Raw genomic sequence first — 25841 nt, 5'->3', positions numbered from 1 at the left:
AACATTTTGTGTTATGGTATTTCAATTTACCTGAGTGAATCAGACACGTTTAATAAAAACTGGATGGAGAAAGCAGCTAAAAGTGGCTTTCAATACATCTTTACATCTCTTCATATTCCTGAAGAGAAGGACGTGGATTACGTTAAACAAGTTAAATGGTTAGGGAAAACGGCTCAAAAGTTTCATATGGAAGTAATGGCTGATGTTTCACCGGCTTCTCTAGAGCGGTTGGGTTTATCTTTTAATGAACTACCTTCTTTAACAGACTGGGGCATTTCGGGTATCAGGGTGGATTATGGGTTTACAGCCAAGCAGATCGCTTGGCTGTCTCACCACCTGAAAGTTGGCCTGAACGCAAGTACCATTGACGAAGAAGAGCTTAAGAAGTTGATGGATGAGGGACTTCAACCGAATCAAACAGAGGCTTGGCACAACTTTTATCCAAAACCGTTTACAGGTATCTCTAAGCAATCTCTTTATGAGAGAAATGCTCTGTTTCATCGGTATGGAATCAAGACGATGGGATTTATTCAAGGTGATGAACAATTACGCGGCCCTCTTCATTTAGGGCTTCCTACAATTGAGAATCACAGACATGTATCACCTGCACTTGCTGCGTTGGAACTTCAAGAAATGAATACGGATAAAATCTGTGTAGGAGATTTAAGCCTAACGAACAAAACGTTGCAAGAATTAAAGTTTTTAATGGAAGGTACAGTCCCTCTTTACGCCGACCTGAACAAAGGATACGAGACATTCGACAACATGGTTCATACGAATAGAATGGATGCTGCAGAGTATGTGATCCGGTCCGTTGAGTCACGACATCAGCCTTCTCATTTTCAATCAGAAGCTCATGAGTTAGATGTATTTAATGAAGGAACGATAACGGTTGAAAACGAGTTATATGGCAGGTATGCGGGTGAACTTCAGATTTGTTTAAAAGATATTCCTGCTGATACAAAAACGAATGTAGCGGGACGTATAAAAGAAGAGAGCTTGTCACTGATGAAGAAAGTTGGAAGCGGCAAGAGATTTGTGCTGTTGAATTCAGATGTGAAATAAAGATTTGTTAACTATCAACCACTTAAAGGAGATCAAGATGGACTTAACCAAATTGGCTACAGAAAAAAGAAATCCTGACACGTTAACTATTGATGAACTTACAACTTTAGAAGTGATCCAAAAAATACATGAAGCCGATCTGGGAGTAGCCAGTCGTATTACTCCTGTTTTAAAAGAAATCAGTTCTGTCGTTGAAAAAGTAGTAACAGCTTTTGAAAATAAAGGTCGATTGATTTATATAGGTGCTGGAACTAGTGGGCGGTTAGGTGTGTTAGATGCATCAGAGTGTCCTCCCACATACGGCACAGATCCAAAGTTAGTCGTAGGGATAATTGCAGGCGGTGAGTATGCCTTACAACATGCGATCGAAGGAGCGGAAGATGATGCAGAGTTAGGTCAATCCGATCTTCAATCATTGAATGTAACGGAAAGAGATGTTGTTGTAGCTATTGCGGCTTCTGGCAGAACTCCATATTGCTTAGGTGCGATGAAATACGCCAAAACAAAAGGAGCATTAACAGCGGCTCTTGTTTGTTCTGTGGATTCGCCGATGGAAAAACTTGCGGACATTAGCATTCCTGTTATAACGGGGCCAGAAGTGGTCACAGGCTCTACCCGAATGAAAGCTGGTACCGCTCAAAAACTTGTGTTGAACATGATCAGTACAGCGAGCATGGTGAGATGGGGTAAAGTGTACAGCAATCTAATGGTAGATGTTCAACCGACGAATGAGAAACTAAGACAACGAGCTAAAAATATTATTATCGAAGCTTCTGGTGCAACAGAAAAAGAAGCGGAAATGGCTTTGCAAGAACAAGGCGGCAACACAAAGGCGGCAATTTTTCAGCTTGTGACAGGCGTCGCTCCACATGAAGCCAAATTGCAACTAGATCAGCATAATGGAAAGTTAAAAGAAGCGATACGTAATTTCACTCAAAAGTGAGAGGGGTAGGTACTATGTTAGGTTTCTTACAGCGGATTGGTCGGGCGCTCATGCTTCCGATTGCAGTACTTCCTGCAGCTGGACTTTTGCTACGTTTTGGTCAAGACGATTTACTAGACATACCATTCTTAGTTGCTTCAGGAAACGCGATTTTTGGTCATCTAGCACTTTTATTTGCGATAGGAGTAGCAGTCGGACTATCTAGAGATGGAAGTGGAGCTGCTGGACTTGCAGGAGCAATCGGTTACTTTGTATTAACAGAAGGAGCCAAAACATTTGCCGAAGTAAACCTGAATTATGACGGGAAATTTGATATGTCCGTCTTAGGAGGTATTCTCGCAGGGGTTATAGCTGGACTTTTATATAATAAATTTTATAATACGAAACTCCCTGAATGGCTTTCTTTCTTTGGAGGTAAACGATTTGTTCCAATCGTAACTGCTGGAACGATGGTACTTTTAGCGCTAGTCTTCGGATTTATCTGGCCATATCTTCAGATGGGGTTAGAGAATGTTGGTACTTGGATAACAAGTGCAGGAGCAATCGGTGCAGGTATTTTCGGTTTCTTTAACCGCTTATTGATTCCACTTGGACTTCATCATGTGCTCAATAGCTTCTTATGGTTTGTATTTGGTGAATTCACAGGTGAAAATGGGAAGGTAGTTACGGGTGACTTATGGAGATTCTTTGCCGAAGATCCTAAGGCAGGCTTCTATATGGCTGGATTTTTCCCTGTGATGATGTTCGGACTACCAGCAGCTTGTTTAGCCATGATTCATACCGCAAAAAAACATCGGAAGAAAGCAGTTGCGGGGATGTTAGGAAGTTTAGCACTCACTTCCTTTGTCACTGGTATCACAGAACCGATCGAATTTGCGTTCATGTTCCTATCTCCTTTATTGTATGTGATTCATGCTGTATTAACGGCTGTTTCAATGTCGGTCGCAGTATTACTAGATATACATCACGGGTTCACGTTTTCTGCTGGTGCGATTGATTATTTCTTAAATATTGGGATCTCGCAGAATGGTTGGTTGTTACTCCCGATGGGGGCGGTATATTTTGTCTTATACTATGGAATATTCCGTTATCTAATTGTAAAACTGAACTTGCAAACACCAGGCAGAGAAGATGAAGAATCTATAGTTTCAGAAGCTGCAGCAACTTCTACAACCAATGAAAGGTACGAAACGGCAGCATCGGCGTACTTGAGTGCACTCGGTGGAAAAGACAATATCGTGCTGCTTGAAAACTGCATTACTAGATTACGAGTTCAGATTAAAGATTTGTCAGCAGTTGATGAGGAAGGTCTAAAGAGAGCAGGATCTAAAGGGCTGATCAAGCTTAATAACCAAAATATACAGGTTGTCGTAGGTTCTGAGGTTGAACCGATTGCAGATTGTATGAGAGATAAGCTATAAAGCTATAAAAAAAGACCGCCATCTTCTTGAAGAAAATGGCGGTCTATGCTTTTCTTACACGTTCCAATAACCACTTACTGGTACGTTTGCTGCGTATCCATAGGAACATGGATACGCATATACGCAGCAGTTTCCATTAAACGAGACGGCTCCGACAATAATGAGCAGCACGAATAGTACCACGTAAAGCGTAAAGCTATCAGAACAGTACTTTCTTGACGACATAATTTCACTCCTCTTCTTGCATGTGAGAAGCCGATTTCTCTCCTCAGCTCATTTTATGCAAGTAGGATGAGCATAGAAACGGAGATAAACGCCTCATTTTAAGAGAGTTGCCGTCAACAAGAAATCTATTTGTATGCTTCATCTAAGATGATGTATAAGTAATCTACGAATTCACCTTTTGAAAACATCGTAACTTCATATATATTACCAAGGTCGTTGTATACATAAGCTGTGTCTGTGTCTGTTGTTTCTTCAACGTCTACAGGTAGACCCGCAAGTTCAAGTGCTCTTGTCATTTCTTCATCATTAAACATAATTTCTTCGTCTATTACAGAATAAACAAGACGAGCTGCTTTTCCTTCCACAAACGTAACCGCATACTTATCATTCTGATAGTAGTTTACGATAGCGGGAACGAATTCAGTCGTACCTGAGTAGCGGAACTGAATCTTTTCAGAGCGGGTTGGTTTACCCCATCTGTCGCTTATTTGTTTTTCTGAAGAATTTGTTAGTTCACTAGCAACAAATTGATGCTCGCTAGTTAGATAGTCCGTTTGTTCACTATCACTATTTTCTGATTCACCTTCTGCATTGCTGTTGTCATCTTCAGTAGTTGTTGTCTCAGTTGCTTCTGAATCTTCTTTTTCTGGTTCAGATGTGGAATTATCAGTAGATTCTTCTTTCTCTGCTTTTGTTTCAGAAGTTCCTTGCTCATTTTGTTTCGTATCCTTTGAACAAGCTGTTACAGTTAGTAACCCAATTATAAGCAATAGCGTAATAAGTTTTTTCATGATACTCCCTCATTATGTAATTCATATTGTTTAACAGACACTTCCAATGTTAACAAAAGAGTATAAAAATTGAAAATGAAAACTTTGGCAAATGAAGAAACTTATATCCTTTTAAGAATAGAATGACATTTAAATACCTCATTTTCATAAAATAAGGATATAGCTGTTATCGCTTTTTTGTTGTTTCCAAAGTAGTTGATTACATCTCGTGCCTATCTATTCACTGGGGGCACTTTGCAATGCTTTTATTAAAGAAGTCATTATCAGTCGAATGCATGGAGGATTATTTCATTTTGTTAACAAATCAACTACAATATATGGTAGACATCCATTTAAAGGCATGAATGCGGAAGGGCAGGTGGAATGGGATGCAGTATATTGTGTATGATTTAGAAATGACAAACCGGCTCTCAGAGATTATTGAGATAGGTGCCATTCGAATGGTCGAAGTTGATGGTGAGCTTAAAATTTTGGATACGTTTCAATCATTCGTTCAACCTAAAATGGATAAGTTGAATACACGAATTACGAATCTGACTGGTATCACCAAAAAAGATTTGATTTCTGCTCCTGTTTATACAGAGGCAATTGAAAATTTTAGATCCTGGATCGGCGTAGAAGAATATTATCTTTGTTCTTGGGGACCAGAAGATAAGTGGGCACTCATTACTGATTCAACTTTTCATAAAGCAGATACGGATTGGATCATCAACCATAACGATCTGCAATTTCATTTCAGTATGCTCCACGATAGTGAAAAGGGATTCCGTTATGGGTTGTCGCGTGCACTCCAGGCAATGGAACTTGTTTATGAAGGATCTAAACACAGAGCACTAGACGATGCCATGAATACAGCTAGAATTCTCACAAAGATATATAGAAAGATCAAATTTGTAAAAAACCCGACTTCTTTTTTAGAATCAAAGCTTTTTGAGCCTGAAAAATTAGTCTATAAAACAAAGTCTGAAGTGAATGAGTCTCCCTTTGCTTCCTTATCAAAGTTATTTAACTAAAGTAATTTTAGTTTTAAATGTAAACTTTTCAATGCAAACAGTTAACCATTAAGACGAGGATAGGACTTATTCCCTGTTTATTCGACTTCCTTCGACATAAATGTATAGGTATTATAGGGTAAAATCCATAAAAAGTAAGATATGTCGTCATTTGACGAATTGTTTTTGTAGGAAAATGACCTTAGTTTCGATAATAATAGTAAGCGTAGGGGGTGTTGTTGGTGGATACTACATATTACATAACCAATAAAAACAATCAGTTGTTGGAACTTTTGAACACGATAGACCATTGCTTGACAGGTGCAAGACTTGAGGAAGTGGATTCAATAATCAAATTAAAAGAAGAATTGTTAGCAAATGATGGTATACATATAACTCCAGAGCAAATTAATAATATTATTTCCTTACTGTTATCATTTGTCCCTAATACAGTCAGAGAAGTTGGTTAATTGAGAATCTCTTCATAAAGAGGTTCTTTTTTACTACCTAGAGTTTTATTCGCTCATATATTTTGCTTTCAGGGGGTAAAGTCGTAAAAAAAATAAGAAGTGAAAAAGATCACTTCTTATTTAGATTCCTCTACTTCTTTTTTTGATTTCAATTCATCCATTTCATTCTTAAATCTTTCTTGTAGACAACTTTTGTGACCATATAGGACCAACATGTCTCCTTCTTGTATTTTTGTCGTATAACTATCCTTTCGTACTGTTACGTCTCCTCGCTTTATAAATAAGACAATTAGATCATCTTCTGTTTGAATGACGTCTTTTAATTGTTTCCCCATAATCTTAGAATCTTTATGTATAGGAATTTCTACTACAACATCATCCTCTTCAAAATACATAACATCTCTTAAAGGAAGATCTGCTAAGTTATAGCTTTTTTCCATGTGACTCTCAAAAGAACGTTTCATGTATTTTTTTAGTTTAGGTACGCTTAAGATTAAATATAAACTGATGAGTACTAAAATAATGATTCCAAGTTCGATCGAACGAAATTCATCTGATAAGATGCTGCTTATCGATGAGATGATAACCGCTAATGAAAAGACTCCGAACAAAATGAGAAACGTACTTAAACGTCTGCGTACCGGATGCTCCAGAATCAACTCTGATTCTCCTGTCGTAAATCCAGTGGCTGTAAACATTGAGATGACCTGGAAGCGAGCGATTTCTTTTTTAAGACCAGTTAACGTGAATAACAGAACGTTAATTTCAATCACAATTCCTATGATGGCAAAATAAAGCAAAGTGAATAAAAAACCCACAAAGGCACCTCCGTTAAAATTCTTCTCTACCTGTATACCCTTATTTTCTATTTATATAGAGGAAATAAAATATTTTATTCGTTTCATAAACATATATAGCCCCTCATATAGTTTGGTACAGGAGGGATGTAGATGATAGGTTTTCTTATTACCTTAGTGCCCGCAAGTCTATTGTGTGGAGGAGTTGCTATGTTGATTCATACATTCGTGAAAAAAGATTCATATCAATACGATCAAGAAAATCTTTGGGAGGATACATCACTTACATCTGAAGATTATCGTTTGAAATAACAAATTAACACATTCATTACTTGATATTTTCCCTCGTTATGGTAAAAAGTAATATAACAATAACTTGTAACAGAATCGAGGATTTGATGTGCGGAAAGTATCAAAAAGATGGTTAATTGGTGGTACAGGACTAGCCCTCATACTATTCCTTATCTTTCAATTTTATGGAGAAACAGAAGGGGCGAGCGATACACAAACTCTGAAGGTCGTTGCCCTTGGAGACTCATTAACGTATGGAGTTGGTGACCCATCCAAAACAGGCTATATCGGAATCGTTAAACGAAATATTCAGCAGCAAACAGGCAGAAATGTAATCATTAATAATTTTGGGATCAGTGGACAGCGTTCCGACCAATTGTTAAGACAATTGGATAATGGAGTCGTGATCAAGTCATTAAGACAAGCAGATCATATCTTTGTTTTTATAGGCACAAATGACTTTCGTCACGCTGCCGGTTGGAACTTTCGCCAGTTGCCTCAGCAAAAATTAATGCTCGGAAAAGAAAAGCTAAGAAACAATTTAACTAAAACACTGACAGTGGTGAGGGAAAACAATTCGTTTGCACCGGTTTACGTATTAGGTCTTTATAATCCTTATTTTGGGAAAGAATACGATCCCACAGCTGCAGAGAGTATTAAGACATGGAATGAAGCAATCGTTGAGGCGAGCAAAGAAAGCACGCTTACAAAGTATATCTCCACATTTGAACTCTATGAAAACGTTGAGAAAGAACTGTATTTTTCTGATTCTATACACCCTAATAGAAGGGGATATAACAGATTAGGAAATTGGGTTTATAACCAGTGGAAACCTTTAAACCAGGAATGATCTCTTAGAAGTAGATACTTCTAAGAGATTTTTTTTGGTTTTTTTTAATTGCTTCTTTTGGATAGAACCATCCTTTGAGAAAGTAGTTGTTTTCAGGTTCCAGGGCGAACGGTGAGCGTCGTTTGTGAGTTTCGTTTTTTATAAGTATTACCTCCGAGCTTGTCCGAACCTGATACTTGGCATCTTTCACTCCAATCAGCTCTTAAAGGAGATTAGGATTTGAGAGCAATAATCCATCAGAGAAAAACATTTAAAAAAACGGTTGACTTGAGAATGATTATCATTATAATTAAAAGTGAAGTTGATAATCGTTTTCAATTACTTATACATAAAAGGAGTAACTGACATATGTTTAAAAAGAATCTTTTTACGGTTGTTACAATGGTCCTACTAGCTGCTTTAGTCTTAGCAGGCTGTGGTAAATCAAACGAGGGTGCGAGTTCGAATAATAATGAGACAAAAAAAGAAGAAGTAAACCTATATACAAGTCGTCACTATGAAGTTGATGATAAAATCTTTGCTGATTTTACAAAAGAGACAGGAATTAAAGTCAACCTTATTAAGGGTAAAGAAGATGAGTTGATCGAGCGTCTTACAAGAGAAGGGAAAGCAACAAAAGGAGACCTTTTCTTCACATCTGATGCTGGACGTTTACACTGGGCAAAAGATAAAGACCTCTTACAGAGTGTAGAAAGCGAAACTTTGAATAAGAATATTCCTGATAATTTAAGTGATAAAGACAATCAATGGTTCGGTCTAACAAAACGTGCACGTGTTATCGTATATGATCAGAAAAAAGTAGACAAATCAGAACTATCTACTTATGAAGCGTTAACTGAAGACAAATGGAAAGGTAAAGTACTGATCCGTTCATCAGAAAATATTTACAATCAATCATTAGTATCATCCTTTATTTCATTAAACGGAAAAGATGAAGCGAAGAAGTGGGCAGAAGGGATCGTTAACAACATGGCTCGTGATCCACAAGGTGGTGACAAAGACCAAGCGAAAGGTATCGCTGCTGGTGAAGGTGATGTTGCTATCATGAACTCCTACTATTTTGGTCAGATGTTGAACTCAGAAGATCCTGAAGAAGTGAAAGTTGCTAAACAGCTGAGTGTGTTCTTCCCTAACCAAGAAACAACAGGAACGCACATCAATATTAGTGGTATAGGTGTTACGAAACACGCTAAGAACAAAGAGAATGCTATAGAATTAATGGAATATCTGTCTAGTCCAAAAGTTCAAGAAGTATTTGCTGAAGCCAACTACGAGTATCCGGTTAATAAAGAAGTAGAACCTTCAGAGCTTTTAAAGTCTTGGGGTCCGTTTAAAGAACAAGATCTTAACCTTTCTGAGTTAGGTGAAAACAATGCAGATGCTGTTAAGATTATGAATGAAGTCAGCTGGAAATAAACGTTAATATTTTGCCGTATCACGATTTGTGATACGGCTAATTCCATGTAAAACAAACAACAAGAACAATGCTGATGAGTAAAGAAGGTGAATATATTGTATTTCATTCGAAAAATGAGATCACAGTTTAATAGTTGGGCTTTGCTTAGTGTGATTTTTTCTACTTTAATCCTTTTACCGGCTTTGCTCATCATGGTTCAGTTATTCGCTGAGAGTAATGAGAATTGGGAACACATTAAAGAATTCATGTTGAAAAATTATATCGTAAATTCCGTGACACTCGTTGGTTTTACTGGTCTTTTCACAGTGCTGATCGGTGTAAGTGCGGCATGGCTAGTTTCCGCCTATAAAGTTCCTATGCATCGGTTCTTTAAGTGGGGTCTTATCCTCCCACTTGCGATTCCACCATACATTGGGGCCTATACGTACCATGGTATTTTAAATTATACAGGCGTCATTCAGACGTCACTAAGGAACCAGTTTGGTATAAAAGTGGACCAAAAGTTCTTTGACATCATGAACATACCCGGTGCTGTTTTTATCTTTACGATGTTCCTATATCCATATGTATATATCATCACAAAAAGTTTCTTAGAAAATCAGTCATCATCACTGATTGAGAATGCACGGTTGCTAGGAAAAGGCTCGTTCATGACATTTATACAAGTCGTCCTTCCTGTGTCACGTGCAGCGATCGTTGGTGGAGTTAGTTTGGTCATTCTTGAAGTTTTCAATGATTACGGGGTAGTAAAGTATTTTGGTATTCAAACATTTAGTACAGCAATATTTCAAGCGTGGTTTGGGATGGGAGATATCTATTCGGCTATCAAGTTAGCGGGTACTTTGATGTTTATCGTAGTTTTGATCTTGATCTTAGAAAAAGTAATAAGGGGCAGGAAACAGTATAGCTATTCCACTTCAAAAGTCCGCCCGTTACAACCTAAAGAACTTAAAGGTTGGAAAAAGTTCGCTGTGCTTAGTTTTTTCATCTCTTTATTTGCTCTAGCTTTCGGAATTCCTTTCATTCAGCTTATACATTGGGTGTATATGACTTATGACGTTATTTTAAATACTGCTTTTGTTGACTTGATTTGGAACTCGGTCTTTGTTGCTTCTATAGGTTCAGTTCTTATCATTATCGTCGCTCTAATTATCGCCAACTTTAGTCGTCTATCAAAAGGTTGGATGGGGAAGCTTTTTTCAAAAATAACGGTTTTAGGGTATTCGATTCCTGGAGCTGTAATTGCAATAGGTGTATTGACCTTATTTCTCTCACTAGACGAAAAGGTATTCACGTTATATGAATGGTTAGGGTTAGAGCCAACTCTTGTGCTGAGCTTAAGTATTAGTATGCTGATCTTTGCCTATGTGGTCCGTTTTCTAGCAGTTGGTTTTAACTCCATCGAATCAGGCTTTGATAAGGTAGGAACGGTTTTCACAGAAGCTTCTAGGACATTAGGTATGTCGGTAACGAAGACGTTTTTTAAAGTGGATATTAAGATGATTAAAGGTGCTATTGCTGGTGGTTTTATCCTTGTTTTTGTAGATATATTAAAAGAGCTGCCTCTTACTCTTATCCTTCAGCCTTTTAATTTTTATACGCTAGCTACCAAAACATTTCAATACGCAAGTGACGAACGTATTCACGAAGCCTCTGTTTCATCAATGGTGATTATTTGTATAAGTGCACTTTCCATCTTCTTTTTACACAGAGTTTTAGAAAAGGAGCCAAAATAATGTTTGTTCAAATCAAAGACTTAGCGTTTCATTATAAAAATTCGCGTAACCCTTTGTTCGAAAATCTTTCTTTAAACTTTAATCAAGGAGAAGTTTCGGTGATCTTAGGAGAAAGCGGAAGCGGGAAAAGTACGTTACTTCGTCTTATAGCAGGACTAGAGGTGCCCTCAAGAGGATCGATCCTCATAGATCAGGCTGTCATGAATGATACATTTCGTTTTGTTCAGCCAGAAAAACGTGGTGTAGGTTTGGTTTTTCAAGATTATGCTTTGTTCCCTCATATGACGGTTGAAAAGAACATAAAATTTGGCTTAACGAAAATGAATCGTAAGCAGAAGCAAGCACGCATGGAAGAATTATTGGCTATTGTGGGAATGGAGGACTATGCTTCTCGTTATCCTTATGAATTGAGCGGTGGACAGCAGCAGCGTGTTGCACTAGCTAGGGCTATGGCTCCAAATCCATCTTTGATCATGTTTGATGAACCATTTAGCAATCTCGATTCTAAGCTTCAACTACAGATTCGGGATGAATTACAGGAAATTTTAAAACGTACGGGGATCACTTCTATTTTTGTAACTCACGATGAAGAGGATGCTCGTGCCATAGGGGACAGGATCATACTGATGAACAATGGAAAGATACAGGATGAAGGGCGTCCAGAAATGGTATTGAAGAGGAATAAAGAACAATTATCACTCGCATACGTATAAAAACAAAAAACCGGGATATCCCGGTTTTTATTTTTGGCTGTTTTATAAAGAATTGTTACTAATAGATCTTTTTGAATTTGCCTATATAACTGTTGATTGGAGTGGTAAAGTGACACGTATGAATGTTGTTCACGCCTGCCCCATGGAAAGCGAGCAGCCTGGAACGGAAATCCACACTTCCAAAAGAAACTATGTTTTAAACAGCCTTATTTTTTAAATTGAGTATCTAATTTACCGTTCATATCGATTAAAAATCCGATTTCTCTTCCTAATAATTCACCTAATTCTTTTGCTTTCTTTTCGCTTTCGTTCTTTATTTGTTCAATCGTAAGTTCACCTTTTAATTTGGATGCTCCAACGATTATACTTAATTCACCTTTTTCATAAAATACGATTTTCATTTACAATACCTCCCTGAAAAATAGAACCTTATATATAATTCGTTTTTTTCTATATGCTTATGGGGTAGAAGTGAGAATATGGAAAAACATTCATCATGAAACAATTAATTGGAATAAATAAGCATAGTGAGTATTCTTGACAAAAATTTATGTATGTTGATAAAATTAGAGCATATTATATATGATTCGCTGAATTCGGATGTTCTATTCCATAGAATATCTTGAAGCGGGGGAACCACGATATGGCTTATAAAGCCTAGGGATGAATTTGTGCATACACAAAAGGGACAACTCTCAATTTCCTAATCCGACAGCTAACCTCGTAAGCGTTTTTGGAGAGAGAACTCTATACATGGGCTCAGTCTATGTGTTGCGGTGTATTCCCACGGAAAATCCTCTCTATTTTCGGTGGGTTTTTATATGCAACAAATAGGGCATGTATTAGTATAAAATTTCTTCATCGTACTGCACACTAAATAGTGAGAAGATTTTAACAAAGGGGGTACTTTATTATGAAATTGTCTACAAAAATTTTAATTGCACTTGCACTTGGGGTTGTCGCGGGATTAATTCTTAATCTAGCTGTACCAGATGCTTTTTCAACACTGGATAAATACGTTTTAAAGCCAGTCGGGACATTATTCTTAAACCTTATTAAAATGTTAGTTGTTCCAATTGTTTTTTTCTCAATCGTACTTGGAACTGCGGGATTAGGTGATCCGAAGAAACTTGGAAGAGTGGGTGCCAAAACGGTTGGGTTCTTCTTAGGAACTACAACAATTGCGATTACGATCGCGATGGCTTTAGCGCTTATCTTTCAACCAGGTGTAGGGGACTTTAAAACAGAAGGTGCTAAGTTTGAGCAACAAGAAGCGCCAGCAGTTACGGACACGTTGCTGAACATTATTCCTACTAATCCAATTCAATCGATGGCTGAAGGAAACATGCTTCAAATTATCGCGTTTTCCGTATTTGTAGGATTTGCTTTAACGATGTTGGGAAGCAAAACAAAAGGTATTATGGATTTAATTGAACAAGGTAACGACATTATGATGTATCTTGTAAACCTAATTATGAAATTTGCTCCATATGGTGCTTTTGCATTGATTGCTTCAGCGGTAGGAAGTCAAGGAATGGATGCTATCAAAGCGATGGGCTTATACATGAGCGTAGTTATTTTAGCTTTATTCATCCACTCTGTTGTCGCGTATGGTGGTTCAATTGCTCTATTTGCAAAGAAGAGCCCGCTCTGGTTCTTTAAAGGCTTTGCGCCGGCAATGTCAGTTGGATTTAGTACTTCTAGTTCAAATGCAACACTTCCAATCTCAATGAAAACAGCTCAAGAGAATTTAGGTGTTCGAAAATCGATAAGTGGTTTTGTACAGCCGCTTGGTGCAACGATTAACATGGATGGAACAGCTATCATGCAAGGTGTTGCGACGATTTTTATCGCTCAAGTATACGATGTTAACTTAGGTTTAACACAGATGCTTACTGTTATTTTAACGGCAGTGCTTGCTAGTATCGGTACAGCTGGTGTTCCTGGAGTTGGATTGATCATGTTAGCGATGGTATTGAACTCTGTAGGATTACCTGTCGAGGGTATTGCCTTAATCCTAGGTGTTGATAGACTTCTTGATATGCTTAGAACAGCTGTTAACATCACTGGTGATGCTGCTTGTGCTGTAATCGTTGATAAAGGCGAAGACAAACATCTTGGGACTCGTGAACAAGAAGTTAGTGCATAAATAATCACTTCAAAAGGCCGCGGTGTATACATATACCTGCGGCCTTTTTGTATGCCCATTTCCCTAGTTTACAAATGTTGAGTAAATAAATGTAAGCACTAATGAAAAATCATGGTAAAATAAGAAGATACTTAATGAGATTTCGGAGTGATCTTCTTGGAAAAATGGCTAGAGATACTAACGCTTGCAGCAAAGATCCTATGGGTACAGATTCAAACCGCTATTAATCCTATCATCGAGTTAACAGAGAGCGCGATGAACTCTTTTTGGTTTGTCTTTTCACTCACGATCATCACAGGCTACGTATTACTAAGGCTTGTACAGAATGCAATTACTTATTATCAAGCTCATAATTTTATTCACAGAAAAATGAATAACGAACCCGCTAGTGATATAGAATTCACCCTATTTATGAAATCCCTTTGGAAGAAAGATCGATCTAAAGGTTTAGTGGCCAATGCCAAATCAGCTAAAAGCAGATACCTCCAGTTCAATGCTCAAGAACGTTTATCCATCCAGAACTACTTGCAGCATCGACTGAAATTTTTACGTACGAACCAGCCATTGTTCATCTTGGGAGCTGTTGTGATTGGATTGCTTTCAAGTATAACAGTGAATGTTCTACCGATCGAGGCGGCTGCGCTTACTGCGGAAAATGTATTGAAAACAACGTTGTTCATCCTTTTCTGGTTGTTCATTATGCAAGCAAAATACGTTGCTATGAAAAAACAAACGTATCATCATCTAGCATGGATGCAAGATACCAATCGGACAACAGCGGTTGATTACATGCGGGAAGAGGATGTTACGGTTTCAACGAACAAAGAAAACAACCCTGCGTATTAACGTGATACGTAAGGGTTGTTTTTTATCCAGAACCGATAAGGATAATGAACAGCTTCTTCGGCATAGTGTATACCTATGCGTGGACCAGAGATTATTTCATTTGGTACTAATTCAATTCCTTGTTCTATCCGTATATTTTGCTCATTCATTTTCTTACCATTATCATTCAATGTGAACCCCATTGCTTTGCTCAGTTTACCTGGACCATTCGTAAGCTGAACCTCATTCTTTACGCTCGCTCTTCTTTCCTTCATTATTTCTATTCCTTCAATTGGTTGCAGTGCTCTAATTAGTATGGCTTCAGGTTTATTAACGGGTCCGGAAACGATATTAAAGCAAACATGCATCCCATAAATAAAATAGGTGTAAATTGTACCTGCTTCACCGTACATCACTTCTGTTCTAGCTGTTCTTCGATTGTTATAGGAATGCGCAGCTCGATCTTCAGGGCCTAGATAGGCTTCAGTTTCTACGATGTATCCCGATGTTATTACGTCTTCATGGATATGTATCAGCTTCATTCCTAAGAGTTCTTTTGCTAGATCTAGAGTTGGTAATCCCCATAGTTTCATTTATATCTCCTTGTTATGTATGACATGTATTATTTATTAGTACAATAACAACAGGTTCATGTAAATTTATGTTTCCTTTTGTCGAAGTTTTACAAACCGTAAAAAAGAGGAAATTACGAAAGAAAAAAGAATTTTTTATAAAGCAGATGAATAGGAGGCGTTTAATATGGACGGTTGGGTGAATGAAACAGGAATTTATGAAAATCTCTCCAAACGACGCTGGGAGTACTGGGAAGTAAGTCAACATGGAATTAAAACCATGGTTTCCTGGCTATGCTGGAATGCCCCTAACTCGGTTTATGAACAATGGAGTAAATCTGTCTTACACTAGCAATAATCTCGTGTGAAGTTCCTTTTTGTATAAGGAACTTTTTTGTTTGCTTAGCAGGCTTGAATCTTCTTTTATGTGGTTAGAATGGATAACAATGATGATTCACAAAAAGGAGAAGATTTTATATGGATTCGCAGAAAGGACAACTGCGTCGAGCGGTTGAAGGACGTAAACAACGACTCATCCAGCATCTAATTCATAGAGGTTTGTATGGGTATGAAGACCATAGGTATCTAACTGATTTTACATTAAGTGAACTAGAGTTAGAATGGAAGAATGCTCAATTTATTGATCAAGAAAATCATATAAGCTAAATCGTTTAAATAGTAAAAAAATAATGAGTCCTCTTAACTATTTTCTGATATAATATACCTATAAAATAGGAAGAATGTCTTGTGGGATTTATCCAAAAATGGCTAAGACAATTGCCATAAATCGTTTGATAAAGGCAAACTCATTGAAAAGTGAGGACGCAAAGCTAAAGGGGCTTCATTTTCCAAATATGCCAGCCAGCTACCTTACGACATTATCCTTCGATTTATGAAATCATTTAGGGGGGATATCATTGGATCAGCACTTATTATTCTTTTCATGGTCAGCGATTGGTTTTTATTTTGCAACAATTTTTTTTCTAACACTTTTACTGTTTTTCACTAAAAGCCAGCTTAAAAAAGATAACAGAATCATAGATGTTTTTACAAATATCCTAATCATTTTAGGTGCTATCGCTTGGGTGGTTATCACGAGTTAAATACTGAATTGCAAAATTTCCAAATTTTTAGTAAAGATAAGCATAGAACCCTCACGTTATAATGGATTTATGAATGAGAGGGGGATTAACAATTGGATAAATTGAGGATAAACCTTACCGATGATGAAAAAGAATTGTTAATTGAAGCACTGTTGAGTCAAGGGTATGCATATGAAGTTGTTGATTCTGAGCTAAAAGATCTAGAATACGAGCTCAAGCCAGATTATGAATCAAAAGTAAGGAGACTGAACGGACTTTTAAAAAAATTACATAATTAAAAAATAAAGCAAAAGGCCTTTTCTCAAGGGTCTTTTGCTTTTTACGTTAAGTATCTAATAATCCTTTTCTTCTGGCTTCCATACGCCATTCAGCTTCTTTTACTAATCTTCTAGGTAATTTACCTCTGTTTTTTAAGAATGACCAATACGTTAAATATTGTTTTGGTCTGGAAACTGGTGAGACATTTCTAGCATACTCCCACCAAGAAATTTCATTTGCTTCTAAGCGTATTAAAAAAAGATCATCGCCTTTTACCATAAAACTCACTCCTGTCTTGCCTTTCGTTACCAATAGTATTGACTCAATTCAATAAAATAACCGAAAAAAATCATGGCACTTTATTTTATGCGATCTGTTATATAACGCTTAGGACAAAAAGTAATTTTTTATTTTGGCAGGAAATAAGTTATGAAGCTTGAATCTTTAAGTTACTAAAGGAAGGTCGTGCTAATGAAAAGGGGGGTGGTCCTGTTGGAGCAAGTACTCATGTTTTCATCACTATTAGCTCCTTTAGTGACAGCTATGATGGAGCTCTTAAAACGTACTTTCCCGATTCCGAAAAAATATATACCCATTACTAGTTTTTTTATGGGATTGATGATTGGATTGTTAGCTGCCCCTGTTACAGAGATGAATGTAGAGCTACGGTTATGGTCTGGAGGGATCGCGGGCTTAGCCGCCACAGGATTGTATGAGATCGGCAAGAAAAGTAAAAAATATAAAAGAGCAAGTTAGTGAGGTTCATGTGATTATTTATGGTTGCACTTTCATCTTTTGCTTAAAAAGGGTTTAGAATTCCGAAATCAGTGAATAGATTATAGTAAGAAAACAATGTCAGGCGGTGAACTATCATGAAAGCTTTTCTAGCACTATGTTTGGCTGTTATGCTATCATTCATCATTGTCCCTAACATTCCTGAAAACGTTCAAGTGAAGTCCGGTGCCTCGGACAAGATTATCACTCAGCCAGTAACGGCTGAAGAAACGAAAGAAAAACAAACTGCTCCTGCATTTACGGAGGATATCGCGAAGAAACAGGCGAATCTCTTTATTGAAGCATTAAAGCAAGAAACGGATGAAAACTATAGGGTTTTAAATTATTCTAATAAAGAAGAATATATGACATACTTAACGAATTTTGTGTCTAAAGATCTAGCTACGTATTATACGGATGGATTATTTGAGGAACGAGAAAGCTCCTTGTATATTATTCCAACTGAACTTCCACCATGGTTAGAAGAAAGTGAACCTGTAATAATTAAACAGCTTTCAGATCATTCTTATAGAGTTCACCAAAAAAATGAGTCTGATCTTTATGGTTCTTATGAAATTACATTAGGATTTGAGTATATGAACGGGAAATGGATTATTACATTTGCATCAGTAGATTAAACATGGGTTTTACCACCCATGTTTTTTTACGATTAGATTGAATAGACTAGGATTGTTACATAATAGAAAGAGGAAGTTAATAGCTCTTTAGAAGTGTACGTATAAAGAGTAGCAATTAAAACAAATGGACTTTAAATGTTGTGAACTTTACAATAAAGGAAACAGTCGAGATGGAGTAGTGTGATGGATATAATTACATTTAAAGATTTTTATAACAACACTGTACAATTGTCGTTTTCAGACCACCCCTTTTCGGATACGCCTAAACATGTGTGGTGTTTGTGTAAATTTAAAGATCAATGGTTGCTGACAGAACATCCGAGACGTGGAATTGAATTTCCAGGTGGAAAAGTAGAACCAGGAGAAACCGCAGACGAAGCAGCAGTTCGGGAAGTTTTTGAAGAAACGGGTGGAAGAGTATCCGATCTTAAGTATATTGGTCAGTACTTTGTCGATGGTAAAGGCGGAAAGATCATTAAGAATATTTATGTTGCGACTGTGGATAAGATTCTTTTAAAACATCGTTATTTTGAAACGAACGGGCCAGTCTTAATGAGTGAGTTACCTGAAGATGTATCCACTGATAAGGCGTTCAGTTTTATGATGAAAGACCAGGTGCTAAAGGAGAGCATGAAATACGCCCTTCTGCATTCCCTGGCCTAGATTGTTAGATCATATTCGGTGTTTAATAAGTTTTCGCTCAAGCCATTCGACTCCTTGATACATGATGGTAGCCATAACGGCAATGATCAAGAGACTCATCAGCACGAGTGTGAAGTTAAAGACTTGGAATCCGTAGATAATCATGTACCCTAAGCCTTGTTTTGAGACAAGGAACTCACCTACGATAACACCTACCCATGACAACCCCACATTTACTTTTAAAGATGATATGATATTCGGAAAACAGGCTGGAAGGATTACCTCCTTAAAGCACTGTTTTTTATTTCCTCCAAAAGATCGAACCACTTTAATATAGTTAGGGTCCACATTTTGAAACGCCGTATAGACGACGAGGGTCGTAATGATGATCGAGATTAAAATTCCCATAGCGATGATTGAACCGAAGTTCGGGCCGATCGCAACGATCAATATTGGCCCTAACGCTACTTTAGGCATGGCGTTTAAAACAACAAGATAGGGATCAAGGACTCTAGATAGAAATGGAGACCACCAAAGCAGGGCTGCAAGTAAAGTCCCAAGCAGTGTACCTAATATAAATCCTAATACGGTCTCGCCTAGAGTGAATATTACGTGAATATAAAGTGATCCATCACTAACCTTTTCTATAAAAAGAGACCCTATCTTCGTTGGTGAACTAAACAGTAAAGGATTGATCCAACCTCGTAGAGAGGCAACTTCCCATAACAAGAAAAAGCTGATAAAAATAAATAGTTGAACAAGACGTATATTTCGATTTTCTTTTCTTATCGATTCAAGATACTCGTGGTGAATCTTACTCTTTATCGTTTTGTTCAATGTGCTCCAACTCCTCCCATATTTGCTGAAAGGTTGCTGAAAAGTCTGGATGCTGACGAGCTTCAAAGGGAGGGAGATCTCTTAATGTTTCTGGCATTTTAAACGTCCTGAAAATACGTCCAGGATTTGTTGATAACAGGATAACAGTATCACTCATCGCGATGGCCTCACCGATATCATGCGTAACTAAGATAGCTGTTTTTCCATGTTCTTTTAGAGTTGAGGATACGAGATCTTCAAGCTTTAACTTTGTTTGGTAATCGAGTGCTGAGAAGGGCTCATCAAGCAAGAGAATCTTAGGCTGTGTAGCGAGTGTGCGAACGAGCGCCACCCTCTGTCTCATACCTCCAGAAAGCTCTGAAGGAAATTTTGTTAATGTATGATCAAGCCCGATCTCTTTAAGAAGTCGTATAGCGGATTGAACGTTTTCTAAGGAATGCTGATTCCTCAGTTTTAAACCAAGCGTTATGTTATCCTGGATCGTTTTCCATGGAAATAGATAGTCTTGCTGTAGCATGTAACCGATTTTTGGGTGCGGAGAAGTAATTTGTTGATTATTCACCATTACCGATCCAACCGTTGGTGTTAATAGACCAGCGATCATAGATAGAAGTGTAGATTTACCGCACCCGCTTGGTCCCAGTAAGGATATAAACTCGCCTTCTTGTACAGAAAGCGAAATATCTTCTAAGGCCGTTGTGGCAGACGTTTTTGAAAAGTAAGTTTGCCCGACAGATTTTAGTTGTAATAAAGCCACGACGATCCCTCCTGATTTTTTATTTGTAATCTCAGCAAATCATCAGTAAAGCTTCTCGTGTAAAAATGCAACAAGAAGCTCATTTTTGTAGCCGTCTCATTATGCAGAGACGTAAGTTCTCTTATTTAATGGCTTTCTTAGCTATTTGAGTATCAACAAGAATGTTATAATCCACTTTCTTCGGAAGTTCTCCCGCTTCATCCATAATGGTCTGTAAGTTGTTCCACTCTTCTTCATCTAATATCGGGTTAAGAGCGAAACTGTGTTGATTCTTGTATCGGTCCACAACGGTTTCAATAAGTTCCACAGGGGTATCTTCAAAATATGGTGCGATTACTTTTGCGATCTCTTTTGCCGAATGGTTCTCGACCCATAACTGCGCTTTATATAAGCCTTTTGTAAATTTCTCCAATGTTTCTTTGTTTTCTTTTATATAGCTTTGTTTTGACATGAATGTTGTATAAGGAATCTTCCCGGACTCTGCACCGAACGAAGCGACAATGTGCCCAATTCCTTCTTGCTCAAAAAGACTTGCTTGCGGCTCGAATAATTGAACGTAATCTCCAGTTCCAGATGCAAAGGCGTTTGCAATATTGGCAAAATCAATATTTTGAATCATTGTTAGATCATTCTTAGGATCGATTCCGTGTTTCTTTATTCCAAACTCACCTGCCATCTGTGGCATTCCACCTTTACGCTGACCTAAGAAAGTACTGCCTTTTAATTGATCCCACGAAAAGAATTCCGGCTTTTTCCTTGCAACCAAGAAAGTACCGTCTGTCTGAGTGAGTTGTGCAAAGTTAATAACAGGGTCAGTCGATTCTTGTGCATGTACATAGATTGTTGTTTCAGAACCAACGAGTGCTACGTCTGCTCCATCAGATAGAAGAGCCGTCATCGTTTTGTCGCCGCCCCAGGTCGTAGTCAGCTCAACGTCCAAACCTTCTTCTTTAAAAAAGCCTTTTTCTATGGCAACATATTGTGGAGCGTAAAAAATAGATCGTGTTACTTCGGCGATTCTGATCTTATCTTTTTTAGGGCTTGAGGTATTGCACCCTGCCAGTAGCATGGAGAAAGCTAGTAAACAAGTAAAAAGTAGCATTAGTTTTCTTTTGAAATATTTCATCTTGGATCCTCCTGCACATAGGAATGAAGTCATGACTTTTATGTAATAATGTATGTGATTGGTGCAAATGTGTGTTTGCCCACAAAAATAAAGGAGTGTAGGAATGAAAAAGGCAAAAATGATAGAGTGGCAGCGATTTCCTTCTCCGCATCCTACCATTCGTTTGTATGTAGTTACTTATTTAAATGATGGGTTAAAAATAAAAGGACTAGCAGCATTACCAGAAGGGAAAGGACCTTTTCCGGGTTTCCTTTATCTCAGGGGCGGAATCAAGTCCGTTGGCATGGTCAGAATTGCTAGGATCATTCAGTTTGCCTCACAAGGATTTGTTGTGATGGCTCCCTATTATCGTGGAAATCTAGGGGGGGAAGGCAACGAAGATTTTGCTGGGGAAGATCGAACAGATGCATTTGCAGCTTATGAAGTTTTGAAGCAGTTTCCAAAAGTAGATGAAGAGGACATTCATGTGTTCGGATTTTCTCGTGGCGGTCCTATGGCCTTGTTTACGGCAATGAAATATCCTGAGATACGTTCTGTCGTAACATGGGGCGGTGTGACTGATATGGCTATCACGTATGCAGAGAGAGAGGATCTGCGCAGGATGATGAAGAGAGTTATTGGAGGAACACCAGAGAAATATCCAGAAGAATTTGAATGGCGATCGCCGCTTAATTATTGTGAAGAATTAGATACACCCTTACTTTGCGTTCACGGTATGAAGGATGAGAATGTAACGGTCGAACACACACTTAAGATAGAAAAAAGATTAAAAGAACTCAAAAAGCCATGTGAAACATGGATCTATCCGGAGTACACCCATTATTTTCCTCCAAAAGAGAACCGGAAGATTACATATGCTTTATGCGCATGGATGAAAGGACATGGAAAAGGAGCTGAATGAGATTTTAGCTCCTTTTCATAAATGAAAAAAACCTTCCATCGCTAGAATGGAAGGTCATTATTCCGTGTATTAAACGAGCGGTCCAGCTTTAGAAATCTCAGCTGATACAGACTTGAATTTTTCAAAGTTCGCATTAAATTGACCAGCAAGTTCTTTCGCTTTCACATCATAAGCGTCTTGATCACTCCATGTTTTCTTCGGTTGAAGAACTTGGTCTGGTACCCCAGGGCAATGTGTTGGGATATGAAGCCCAAAAATAGGATCTACTACTGTTTCAACTGAGGCAAGTTCGCCTTCTAGAGCAGCCAGCACCATTGCACGTGTATGACCTAGGTTCATACGACTTCCAATACCGTACTCTCCACCAGACCAGCCTGTGTTAACAAGGTAAACTTGAACGTTGTGCTGATCAATTTTCTTGCCAAGCATCTCAGCATAAACGGTAGCAGGAAGTGGCAGGAATGGTGCGCCAAAGCAAGTTGAGAAAGTAGCTTGTGGTGATGTTACGCCTCTTTCTGTTCCTGCAAGTTTGCTCGTGTATCCTGATAGGAAATGATACATCGCTTGTTCTTTAGTAAGTTTGCTGATCGGAGGCAGTACACCGAATGCATCAGCAGTTAAGAAGATGATTGTATTCGGGTGTCCTGCGACACTTGGTTGAATAATATTAGGAATAGCATCAACAGGATAAGCAGCACGTGTGTTTTCTGTTAGTGAAGAATCTTTATAATCCGCTTCTCTTGTAACGGGATCGATCATAACATTCTCTAAAACGCTTCCAAAACGAATCGCATTCCAGATCTGTGGTTCTTTTTCTTTAGAAAGATCGATTGTTTTAGCATAACATCCACCTTCGATATTAAAGACACCGGTGTTAGCCCAACCATGCTCATCATCTCCGATTAAGCGACGGTTCGGATCTGCTGATAATGTAGTTTTACCAGTACCAGATAGTCCGAAGAATAAAGCTACATCTCCTTCATTCCCAACGTTGGCAGAGCAGTGCATAGACAGAATGCCTTTTTCAGGAAGGATGTAGTTCATGACAGAAAATACAGATTTTTTGATTTCACCTGCGTACTCAGTACCACCGATAAGGACAATTTTCTTTTCAAAAGAGACGATAATAAATGTTTCTGAGTTAGTTCCATCTTCAGCCGGATTAGCTTGAAATCCTGGTGCTGAAATCACTGTGAATTGAGATTCATGAGAACCTAGCTCATCGTGGTTCGGGCGCACAAACATTTGGTGAGCAAAAAGGTTATGCCATGCATACTCGTTAATTACTTGGATAGGAAGGCGATACTCGCGGTCCGCACCAGCAAACCCTTTAAATACGAATAGTTCTTCTTTATTGCTTAAGTAATTGAGTACTTTTTTGTATAATTTATCAAAGTTTTCTGGTGAAAATGGTTTATTTACCTTTCCCCAATCGATTGAATCTTTAATGGAAGCATCTTCAACGATAAATTTATCCTCAGGGGAACGGCCTGTGTATTTCCCCGTTGTAGCTTGAAGTGCTCCTGTGGATGTAAGGATGCCCTCGTTGCGTTGAAGAGATTTTTCTACTAAAACCGGAACAGGTAAGTTCTGGTGAGTTGTTTCACGGGTCACAAGATCGTTTAAGGTTGTCGTAAATTCCAATGTATTCATATGAGACAGTACCATCCTTTATCCTAGAGTGATATATTCGAAAATTAGTATAACACATTGATTTAAATAATGTATACTATTTTATGAAAGTGCATCAAAAAAGTTCTTACTTCTGAAAAAAAGAACAAAATGTTGTGAATTATCCATCTTATTTAAAACGCTTTCATTCTATAGAATATAATACTCCAAACTTATTGCTATTCATAGGGTTTTCTATTGACAGAGGTGAAGCATTACGCTATCATATTTCGAGAACGGCTACTCTTATTCTGAGTAGGTGGAGGGACAGGCCCTATGAAACCCAGCAACCGACATGAAAGTGGCAATAATAACGCTACTGGAAATGAAAAGGTGCTAACCTGCAAGGTGAAAATAACCTTGGACAATAAGAGGTTGAAGGCATTTTGGTTTTATAAACCTTTTCCCTCGTGAATGTATGTGAGACAGGGAAGGGCTTTTTTTATGCCTTTTTCAGGTTAAGAACATAAACTGTGTAAAATAGATAAGAATAAAGTACCGTATCATACTCAAAAGCAGTTAAAGGGAGGATATTAACTTGTCCAAAAAAGTTAGTCGTCGTTTATTTACATCAGAATCCGTTACAGAAGGCCATCCAGATAAAATCTGTGACCAAATCTCAGATGCGATTCTAGATGAAATTTTAGCTAATGATGCAAATGCTCGTGTAGCATGTGAAACATCTGTAACTACAGGTCTTGTACTTGTTGCAGGTGAGATCACAACTTCTACTTATGTAGATATCCCAAAAGTTGTACGTGAGACAATTAAAGAAATCGGTTATGACCGTGCCAAATATGGTTTCGATTCTGAAACATGTGCAGTACTAACTTCTATCGATGAGCAATCTGCTGATATCGCGATGGGTGTTGACCAAGCTCTTGAAGCAAGAGAAGGTTCTATGACAGATGCTGAGATCGAAGCGATCGGTGCAGGTGACCAAGGTCTAATGTTCGGATATGCTTGTAACGAGACAGAAGAGCTTATGCCTCTACCAATCTCACTAGCTCATAAATTATCTCGTCGTCTTACAGAGGTTCGTAAGTCTGAAGAGATTCCTTACTTGCGTCCAGATGGAAAAACTCAAGTAACTGTTGAATATGATGAGAACGACAAACCTGTTCGTATTGACACAATCGTAATTTCTACTCAGCACCACCCTGAGAACACACTTGAAGAAATTCAAAGAGACATCAAAGAAAAAGTAATCACGCCGGTTGTTCCTGCTGAACTAATCGACGAGAACACAAAATACTTCATCAACCCAACGGGCCGTTTCGTAATCGGCGGACCACAAGGTGATGCTGGACTTACTGGCCGTAAAATCATCGTAGATACATACGGTGGATATGCTCGTCACGGTGGTGGTGCATTCTCTGGTAAGGACGCAACTAAAGTTGACCGTTCTGCTGCTTATGCTGCTCGTTATGTTGCTAAAAACATCGTAGCATCAGGTCTTGCTGACAAAGTTGAAGTTCAGCTTGCTTATGCAATTGGTGTTGCTCAACCAGTATCAATCGCTGTAAACACGTTTGAAACAGGTAAAGTTTCTGAAGAAGTTCTTGTAGAACTAGTTCGCAACAACTTCGACCTTCGTCCGGCTGGAATCATTAAGATGCTTGATCTTCGCCGTCCGATCTACAAGCAAACTGCTGCATACGGCCACTTTGGACGTACTGACATCAACCTTCCTTGGGAGAACACAGATAAGGCTGCAGAGCTTAAGAAACAAGCAAATATTTAATAACATGTTAAACCAGACTTCCTTTTGGGAGTCTGGTTTTTTTAGTTATTTTAGAAGATTATGTCGAAAATCGGATAAAAAATTTTATGTACGGAATTATTCGCTAGTTTTACGGATAAATGTTTTTTATCTG

At 38.1% G+C, this 25841-nt stretch carries 31 protein-coding genes and 3 riboswitches; of the genes, 21 read left to right on the top strand and 10 right to left on the bottom strand.

The window, feature by feature from the left end:
- Window positions 1–6: 6 nt before the first annotated feature.
- The 3 genes from IHV10_RS16355 to nagE are packed head-to-tail and all read left to right on the top strand — an operon-like array spanning window position 7 to window position 3429.
- Window positions 7–1065, top strand: a complete 1059-nt coding sequence (locus IHV10_RS16355; protein ID WP_197131876.1) for a DUF871 domain-containing protein — start codon at window positions 7–9, stop codon at window positions 1063–1065.
- 37 nt (window positions 1066–1102) lie between these two features.
- The gene (murQ, locus tag IHV10_RS16350) at window positions 1103–2008 is read left to right on the top strand and encodes an N-acetylmuramic acid 6-phosphate etherase (protein WP_197131873.1); all 906 of its coding nucleotides are present in this window, start codon (window positions 1103–1105) and stop codon (window positions 2006–2008) included.
- A gap of 14 nt (window positions 2009–2022) precedes the next feature.
- Window positions 2023–3429 (top strand): N-acetylglucosamine-specific PTS transporter subunit IIBC, encoded by a 1407-nt coding sequence (gene nagE / locus IHV10_RS16345; protein ID WP_197131871.1) that lies wholly within the window; start codon window positions 2023–2025, stop codon window positions 3427–3429.
- Window positions 3430–3483: 54 nt separating this feature from the next.
- On the opposite strand, the gene IHV10_RS16340 is transcribed toward nagE, so the two are convergent.
- Entirely contained in the window at window positions 3484–3654 is a 171-nt protein-coding gene (locus tag IHV10_RS16340; RefSeq protein WP_144698432.1) for a YjcZ family sporulation protein, read from the bottom strand.
- A 125-nt stretch (window positions 3655–3779) separates the two neighbouring features.
- On the bottom strand, window positions 3780–4445 hold the full coding sequence (locus IHV10_RS16335; RefSeq protein WP_197131869.1) for a hypothetical protein: 666 nt from the start codon (window positions 4443–4445) through the stop codon (window positions 3780–3782).
- A gap of 368 nt (window positions 4446–4813) precedes the next feature.
- Between IHV10_RS16335 and IHV10_RS16330 the strand changes: the two genes are divergently transcribed.
- The gene (locus IHV10_RS16330) at window positions 4814–5458 is read left to right on the top strand and encodes a 3'-5' exonuclease (protein WP_197131868.1); all 645 of its coding nucleotides are present in this window, start codon (window positions 4814–4816) and stop codon (window positions 5456–5458) included.
- A gap of 221 nt (window positions 5459–5679) precedes the next feature.
- Complete coding sequence (locus IHV10_RS16325; RefSeq protein WP_197131866.1) at window positions 5680–5907, top strand: hypothetical protein; 228 nt, start codon at window positions 5680–5682, stop codon at window positions 5905–5907.
- 116 nt (window positions 5908–6023) lie between these two features.
- On the opposite strand, the gene IHV10_RS16320 is transcribed toward IHV10_RS16325, so the two are convergent.
- Entirely contained in the window at window positions 6024–6725 is a 702-nt protein-coding gene (locus tag IHV10_RS16320; RefSeq protein ID WP_197131864.1) for a TrkA C-terminal domain-containing protein, read from the bottom strand.
- Between the two features lie 132 nt (window positions 6726–6857).
- On the opposite strand from IHV10_RS16320, the gene IHV10_RS16315 reads away from it, so the two are divergent.
- The 5 genes from IHV10_RS16315 (at window position 6858) to IHV10_RS16295 (ending at window position 11711) form a co-directional block, all read left to right on the top strand.
- A complete protein-coding gene (locus IHV10_RS16315) occupies window positions 6858–7016 on the top strand; it encodes a hypothetical protein (RefSeq protein WP_197131862.1) in 159 nt (52 codons plus the stop codon).
- A gap of 88 nt (window positions 7017–7104) precedes the next feature.
- Complete coding sequence (locus tag IHV10_RS16310; protein ID WP_197131860.1) at window positions 7105–7845, top strand: GDSL-type esterase/lipase family protein; 741 nt, start codon at window positions 7105–7107, stop codon at window positions 7843–7845.
- A 348-nt stretch (window positions 7846–8193) separates the two neighbouring features.
- A complete protein-coding gene (locus tag IHV10_RS16305; RefSeq protein ID WP_197131857.1) occupies window positions 8194–9261 on the top strand; it encodes a Fe(3+) ABC transporter substrate-binding protein in 1068 nt (355 codons plus the stop codon).
- A 114-nt stretch (window positions 9262–9375) separates the two neighbouring features.
- Window positions 9376–10998, top strand: coding sequence for an ABC transporter permease (locus tag IHV10_RS16300; RefSeq protein ID WP_197132174.1), 1623 nt, complete (start codon window positions 9376–9378; stop codon window positions 10996–10998).
- The gene (locus tag IHV10_RS16295; protein WP_197131854.1) at window positions 10998–11711 is read left to right on the top strand and encodes an ABC transporter ATP-binding protein; all 714 of its coding nucleotides are present in this window, start codon (window positions 10998–11000) and stop codon (window positions 11709–11711) included. The genes IHV10_RS16300 and IHV10_RS16295 overlap by 1 nt, the downstream gene beginning before the upstream one ends.
- Window positions 11712–11917: 206 nt before the next feature.
- Here IHV10_RS16295 and IHV10_RS16290 read toward each other — a convergent pair whose 3' ends face one another.
- On the bottom strand, window positions 11918–12112 hold the full coding sequence (locus IHV10_RS16290; protein ID WP_144698448.1) for a hypothetical protein: 195 nt from the start codon (window positions 12110–12112) through the stop codon (window positions 11918–11920).
- 177 nt (window positions 12113–12289) lie between these two features.
- A riboswitch (cyclic di-AMP (ydaO/yuaA leader) is annotated at window positions 12290–12456 on the top strand.
- A 168-nt stretch (window positions 12457–12624) separates the two neighbouring features.
- Here IHV10_RS16290 and IHV10_RS16285 point away from each other — a divergent pair.
- Window positions 12625–13860: a dicarboxylate/amino acid:cation symporter gene (locus tag IHV10_RS16285; protein ID WP_197131851.1), complete on the top strand. Its 1236-nt coding sequence runs from the start codon at window positions 12625–12627 to the stop codon at window positions 13858–13860.
- Between the two features lie 156 nt (window positions 13861–14016).
- Window positions 14017–14706: a hypothetical protein gene (locus tag IHV10_RS16280; RefSeq protein WP_197131847.1), complete on the top strand. Its 690-nt coding sequence runs from the start codon at window positions 14017–14019 to the stop codon at window positions 14704–14706.
- Here IHV10_RS16280 and IHV10_RS16275 read toward each other — a convergent pair.
- Window positions 14703–15278: a DNA-3-methyladenine glycosylase gene (locus tag IHV10_RS16275; RefSeq protein WP_197131844.1), complete on the bottom strand. Its 576-nt coding sequence runs from the start codon at window positions 15276–15278 to the stop codon at window positions 14703–14705. The genes IHV10_RS16280 and IHV10_RS16275 overlap by 4 nt on opposite strands.
- Window positions 15279–15444: 166 nt before the next feature.
- Here IHV10_RS16275 and IHV10_RS16270 point away from each other — a divergent pair, with 166 nt between their 5' ends.
- The 4 genes from IHV10_RS16270 to abbA all read left to right on the top strand — a co-directional run bounded on the left by IHV10_RS16270 (window position 15445) and on the right by abbA (window position 16638).
- Window positions 15445–15609, top strand: coding sequence for a hypothetical protein (locus IHV10_RS16270; protein WP_153237601.1), 165 nt, complete (start codon window positions 15445–15447; stop codon window positions 15607–15609).
- Window positions 15610–15734: 125 nt separating this feature from the next.
- Entirely contained in the window at window positions 15735–15923 is a 189-nt protein-coding gene (fbpA, locus tag IHV10_RS16265; protein WP_197131841.1) for a Fur-regulated basic protein FbpA, read from the top strand.
- Between the two features lie 123 nt (window positions 15924–16046).
- A riboswitch (cyclic di-GMP riboswitch) is annotated at window positions 16047–16130 on the top strand.
- A 44-nt stretch (window positions 16131–16174) separates the two neighbouring features.
- Entirely contained in the window at window positions 16175–16360 is a 186-nt protein-coding gene (locus IHV10_RS16260) for a hypothetical protein (RefSeq protein ID WP_197131840.1), read from the top strand.
- A gap of 92 nt (window positions 16361–16452) precedes the next feature.
- On the top strand, window positions 16453–16638 hold the full coding sequence (abbA, locus tag IHV10_RS16255) for an antirepressor AbbA (RefSeq protein WP_197131837.1): 186 nt from the start codon (window positions 16453–16455) through the stop codon (window positions 16636–16638).
- A 46-nt stretch (window positions 16639–16684) separates the two neighbouring features.
- Here abbA and IHV10_RS16250 read toward each other — a convergent pair whose 3' ends face one another.
- Window positions 16685–16897 (bottom strand): hypothetical protein, encoded by a 213-nt coding sequence (locus IHV10_RS16250; protein ID WP_137788569.1) that lies wholly within the window; start codon window positions 16895–16897, stop codon window positions 16685–16687.
- Window positions 16898–17110: 213 nt separating this feature from the next.
- Here IHV10_RS16250 and IHV10_RS16245 point away from each other — a divergent pair, with 213 nt between their 5' ends.
- The 3 genes from IHV10_RS16245 (at window position 17111) to ytkD (ending at window position 18693) form a co-directional block, all read left to right on the top strand.
- Entirely contained in the window at window positions 17111–17374 is a 264-nt protein-coding gene (locus tag IHV10_RS16245; protein WP_197131834.1) for a holin, read from the top strand.
- 116 nt (window positions 17375–17490) lie between these two features.
- The gene (locus tag IHV10_RS16240) at window positions 17491–18030 is read left to right on the top strand and encodes a hypothetical protein (RefSeq protein WP_197131831.1); all 540 of its coding nucleotides are present in this window, start codon (window positions 17491–17493) and stop codon (window positions 18028–18030) included.
- Window positions 18031–18213: 183 nt separating this feature from the next.
- On the top strand, window positions 18214–18693 hold the full coding sequence (ytkD, locus tag IHV10_RS16235; protein WP_231618436.1) for an RNA deprotection pyrophosphohydrolase: 480 nt from the start codon (window positions 18214–18216) through the stop codon (window positions 18691–18693).
- Window positions 18694–18702: 9 nt separating this feature from the next.
- Here the strand turns inward: ytkD and IHV10_RS16230 are convergent, their stop codons facing one another.
- The 3 genes from IHV10_RS16230 to IHV10_RS16220 all read right to left on the bottom strand — a co-directional run bounded on the left by IHV10_RS16230 (window position 18703) and on the right by IHV10_RS16220 (window position 21335).
- The gene (locus IHV10_RS16230; RefSeq protein ID WP_197131828.1) at window positions 18703–19509 is read right to left on the bottom strand and encodes an ABC transporter permease; all 807 of its coding nucleotides are present in this window, start codon (window positions 19507–19509) and stop codon (window positions 18703–18705) included.
- Window positions 19487–20266, bottom strand: coding sequence for an ABC transporter ATP-binding protein (locus IHV10_RS16225; RefSeq protein WP_197131825.1), 780 nt, complete (start codon window positions 20264–20266; stop codon window positions 19487–19489). Before IHV10_RS16225 ends, IHV10_RS16230 begins: the two co-directional genes overlap by 23 nt.
- 121 nt (window positions 20267–20387) lie before the next feature.
- On the bottom strand, window positions 20388–21335 hold the full coding sequence (locus tag IHV10_RS16220; protein ID WP_370569009.1) for an ABC transporter substrate-binding protein: 948 nt from the start codon (window positions 21333–21335) through the stop codon (window positions 20388–20390).
- A 160-nt stretch (window positions 21336–21495) separates the two neighbouring features.
- Here IHV10_RS16220 and IHV10_RS16215 point away from each other — a divergent pair, with 160 nt between their 5' ends.
- Window positions 21496–22293 carry an alpha/beta hydrolase family protein gene (locus tag IHV10_RS16215; RefSeq protein ID WP_197131819.1) on the top strand — a complete coding sequence of 266 codons (798 nt, stop codon included), beginning with the start codon at window positions 21496–21498 and terminating at the stop codon, window positions 22291–22293.
- 69 nt (window positions 22294–22362) lie between these two features.
- Here IHV10_RS16215 and pckA read toward each other — a convergent pair whose 3' ends face one another.
- On the bottom strand, window positions 22363–23946 hold the full coding sequence (gene pckA / locus IHV10_RS16210; protein ID WP_197131816.1) for a phosphoenolpyruvate carboxykinase (ATP): 1584 nt from the start codon (window positions 23944–23946) through the stop codon (window positions 22363–22365).
- 261 nt (window positions 23947–24207) lie between these two features.
- Window positions 24208–24338, top strand: a riboswitch (SAM riboswitch).
- Between the two features lie 164 nt (window positions 24339–24502).
- Here pckA and metK point away from each other — a divergent pair.
- Complete coding sequence (gene metK / locus IHV10_RS16205) at window positions 24503–25708, top strand: methionine adenosyltransferase (protein ID WP_197131813.1); 1206 nt, start codon at window positions 24503–24505, stop codon at window positions 25706–25708.
- The last annotated feature ends 133 nt before the right edge of the window (window positions 25709–25841 follow it).

The sequence above is a fragment of the Fictibacillus sp. 5RED26 genome, assembly GCF_015903895.1.
In the GTDB taxonomy this organism is placed as follows: Bacteria; Bacillota; Bacilli; order Bacillales; family Fictibacillaceae; genus Fictibacillus; species Fictibacillus phosphorivorans.
The sequence above is the reverse complement of the archived record's forward strand: the minus strand, read 5'-3'. Positions and strand labels throughout refer to the sequence as shown.

Bases quoted from the DNA above. Each gene is read 5' to 3' on its own strand.
- IHV10_RS16305 (WP_197131857.1), top strand. From the start codon at position 8,194: ATGTTTAAAAAGAATCTTTTTACGGTTGTTACAATGGTCCTACTAGCT.
- murQ (WP_197131873.1), top strand. From the start codon at position 1,103: ATGGACTTAACCAAATTGGCTACAGAAAAAAGAAATCCTGACACGTTA.
- IHV10_RS16285 (WP_197131851.1), top strand. From the start codon at position 12,625: ATGAAATTGTCTACAAAAATTTTAATTGCACTTGCACTTGGGGTTGTC.
- IHV10_RS16215 (WP_197131819.1), top strand. From the start codon at position 21,496: ATGAAAAAGGCAAAAATGATAGAGTGGCAGCGATTTCCTTCTCCGCAT.
- IHV10_RS16335 (WP_197131869.1), bottom strand. From the start codon at position 4,445: ATGAAAAAACTTATTACGCTATTGCTTATAATTGGGTTACTAACTGTA.
- IHV10_RS16240 (WP_197131831.1), top strand. From the start codon at position 17,491: ATGAAAGCTTTTCTAGCACTATGTTTGGCTGTTATGCTATCATTCATC.
- IHV10_RS16330 (WP_197131868.1), top strand. From the start codon at position 4,814: ATGCAGTATATTGTGTATGATTTAGAAATGACAAACCGGCTCTCAGAG.
- IHV10_RS16290 (WP_144698448.1), bottom strand. From the start codon at position 12,112: ATGAAAATCGTATTTTATGAAAAAGGTGAATTAAGTATAATCGTTGGA.
- IHV10_RS16250 (WP_137788569.1), bottom strand. From the start codon at position 16,897: ATGGTAAAAGGCGATGATCTTTTTTTAATACGCTTAGAAGCAAATGAA.
- ytkD (WP_231618436.1), top strand. From the start codon at position 18,214: ATGGATATAATTACATTTAAAGATTTTTATAACAACACTGTACAATTG.
- IHV10_RS16340 (WP_144698432.1), bottom strand. From the start codon at position 3,654: ATGTCGTCAAGAAAGTACTGTTCTGATAGCTTTACGCTTTACGTGGTA.
- IHV10_RS16295 (WP_197131854.1), top strand. From the start codon at position 10,998: ATGTTTGTTCAAATCAAAGACTTAGCGTTTCATTATAAAAATTCGCGT.
- nagE (WP_197131871.1), top strand. From the start codon at position 2,023: ATGTTAGGTTTCTTACAGCGGATTGGTCGGGCGCTCATGCTTCCGATT.
- IHV10_RS16275 (WP_197131844.1), bottom strand. From the start codon at position 15,278: ATGAAACTATGGGGATTACCAACTCTAGATCTAGCAAAAGAACTCTTA.
- IHV10_RS16220 (WP_370569009.1), bottom strand. From the start codon at position 21,335: ATGCTACTGGCAGGGTGCAATACCTCAAGCCCTAAAAAAGATAAGATC.
- IHV10_RS16315 (WP_197131862.1), top strand. From the start codon at position 6,858: ATGATAGGTTTTCTTATTACCTTAGTGCCCGCAAGTCTATTGTGTGGA.
- pckA (WP_197131816.1), bottom strand. From the start codon at position 23,946: ATGAATACATTGGAATTTACGACAACCTTAAACGATCTTGTGACCCGT.
- IHV10_RS16270 (WP_153237601.1), top strand. From the start codon at position 15,445: ATGGACGGTTGGGTGAATGAAACAGGAATTTATGAAAATCTCTCCAAA.
- fbpA (WP_197131841.1), top strand. From the start codon at position 15,735: ATGGATTCGCAGAAAGGACAACTGCGTCGAGCGGTTGAAGGACGTAAA.
- IHV10_RS16300 (WP_197132174.1), top strand. From the start codon at position 9,376: ATGAGATCACAGTTTAATAGTTGGGCTTTGCTTAGTGTGATTTTTTCT.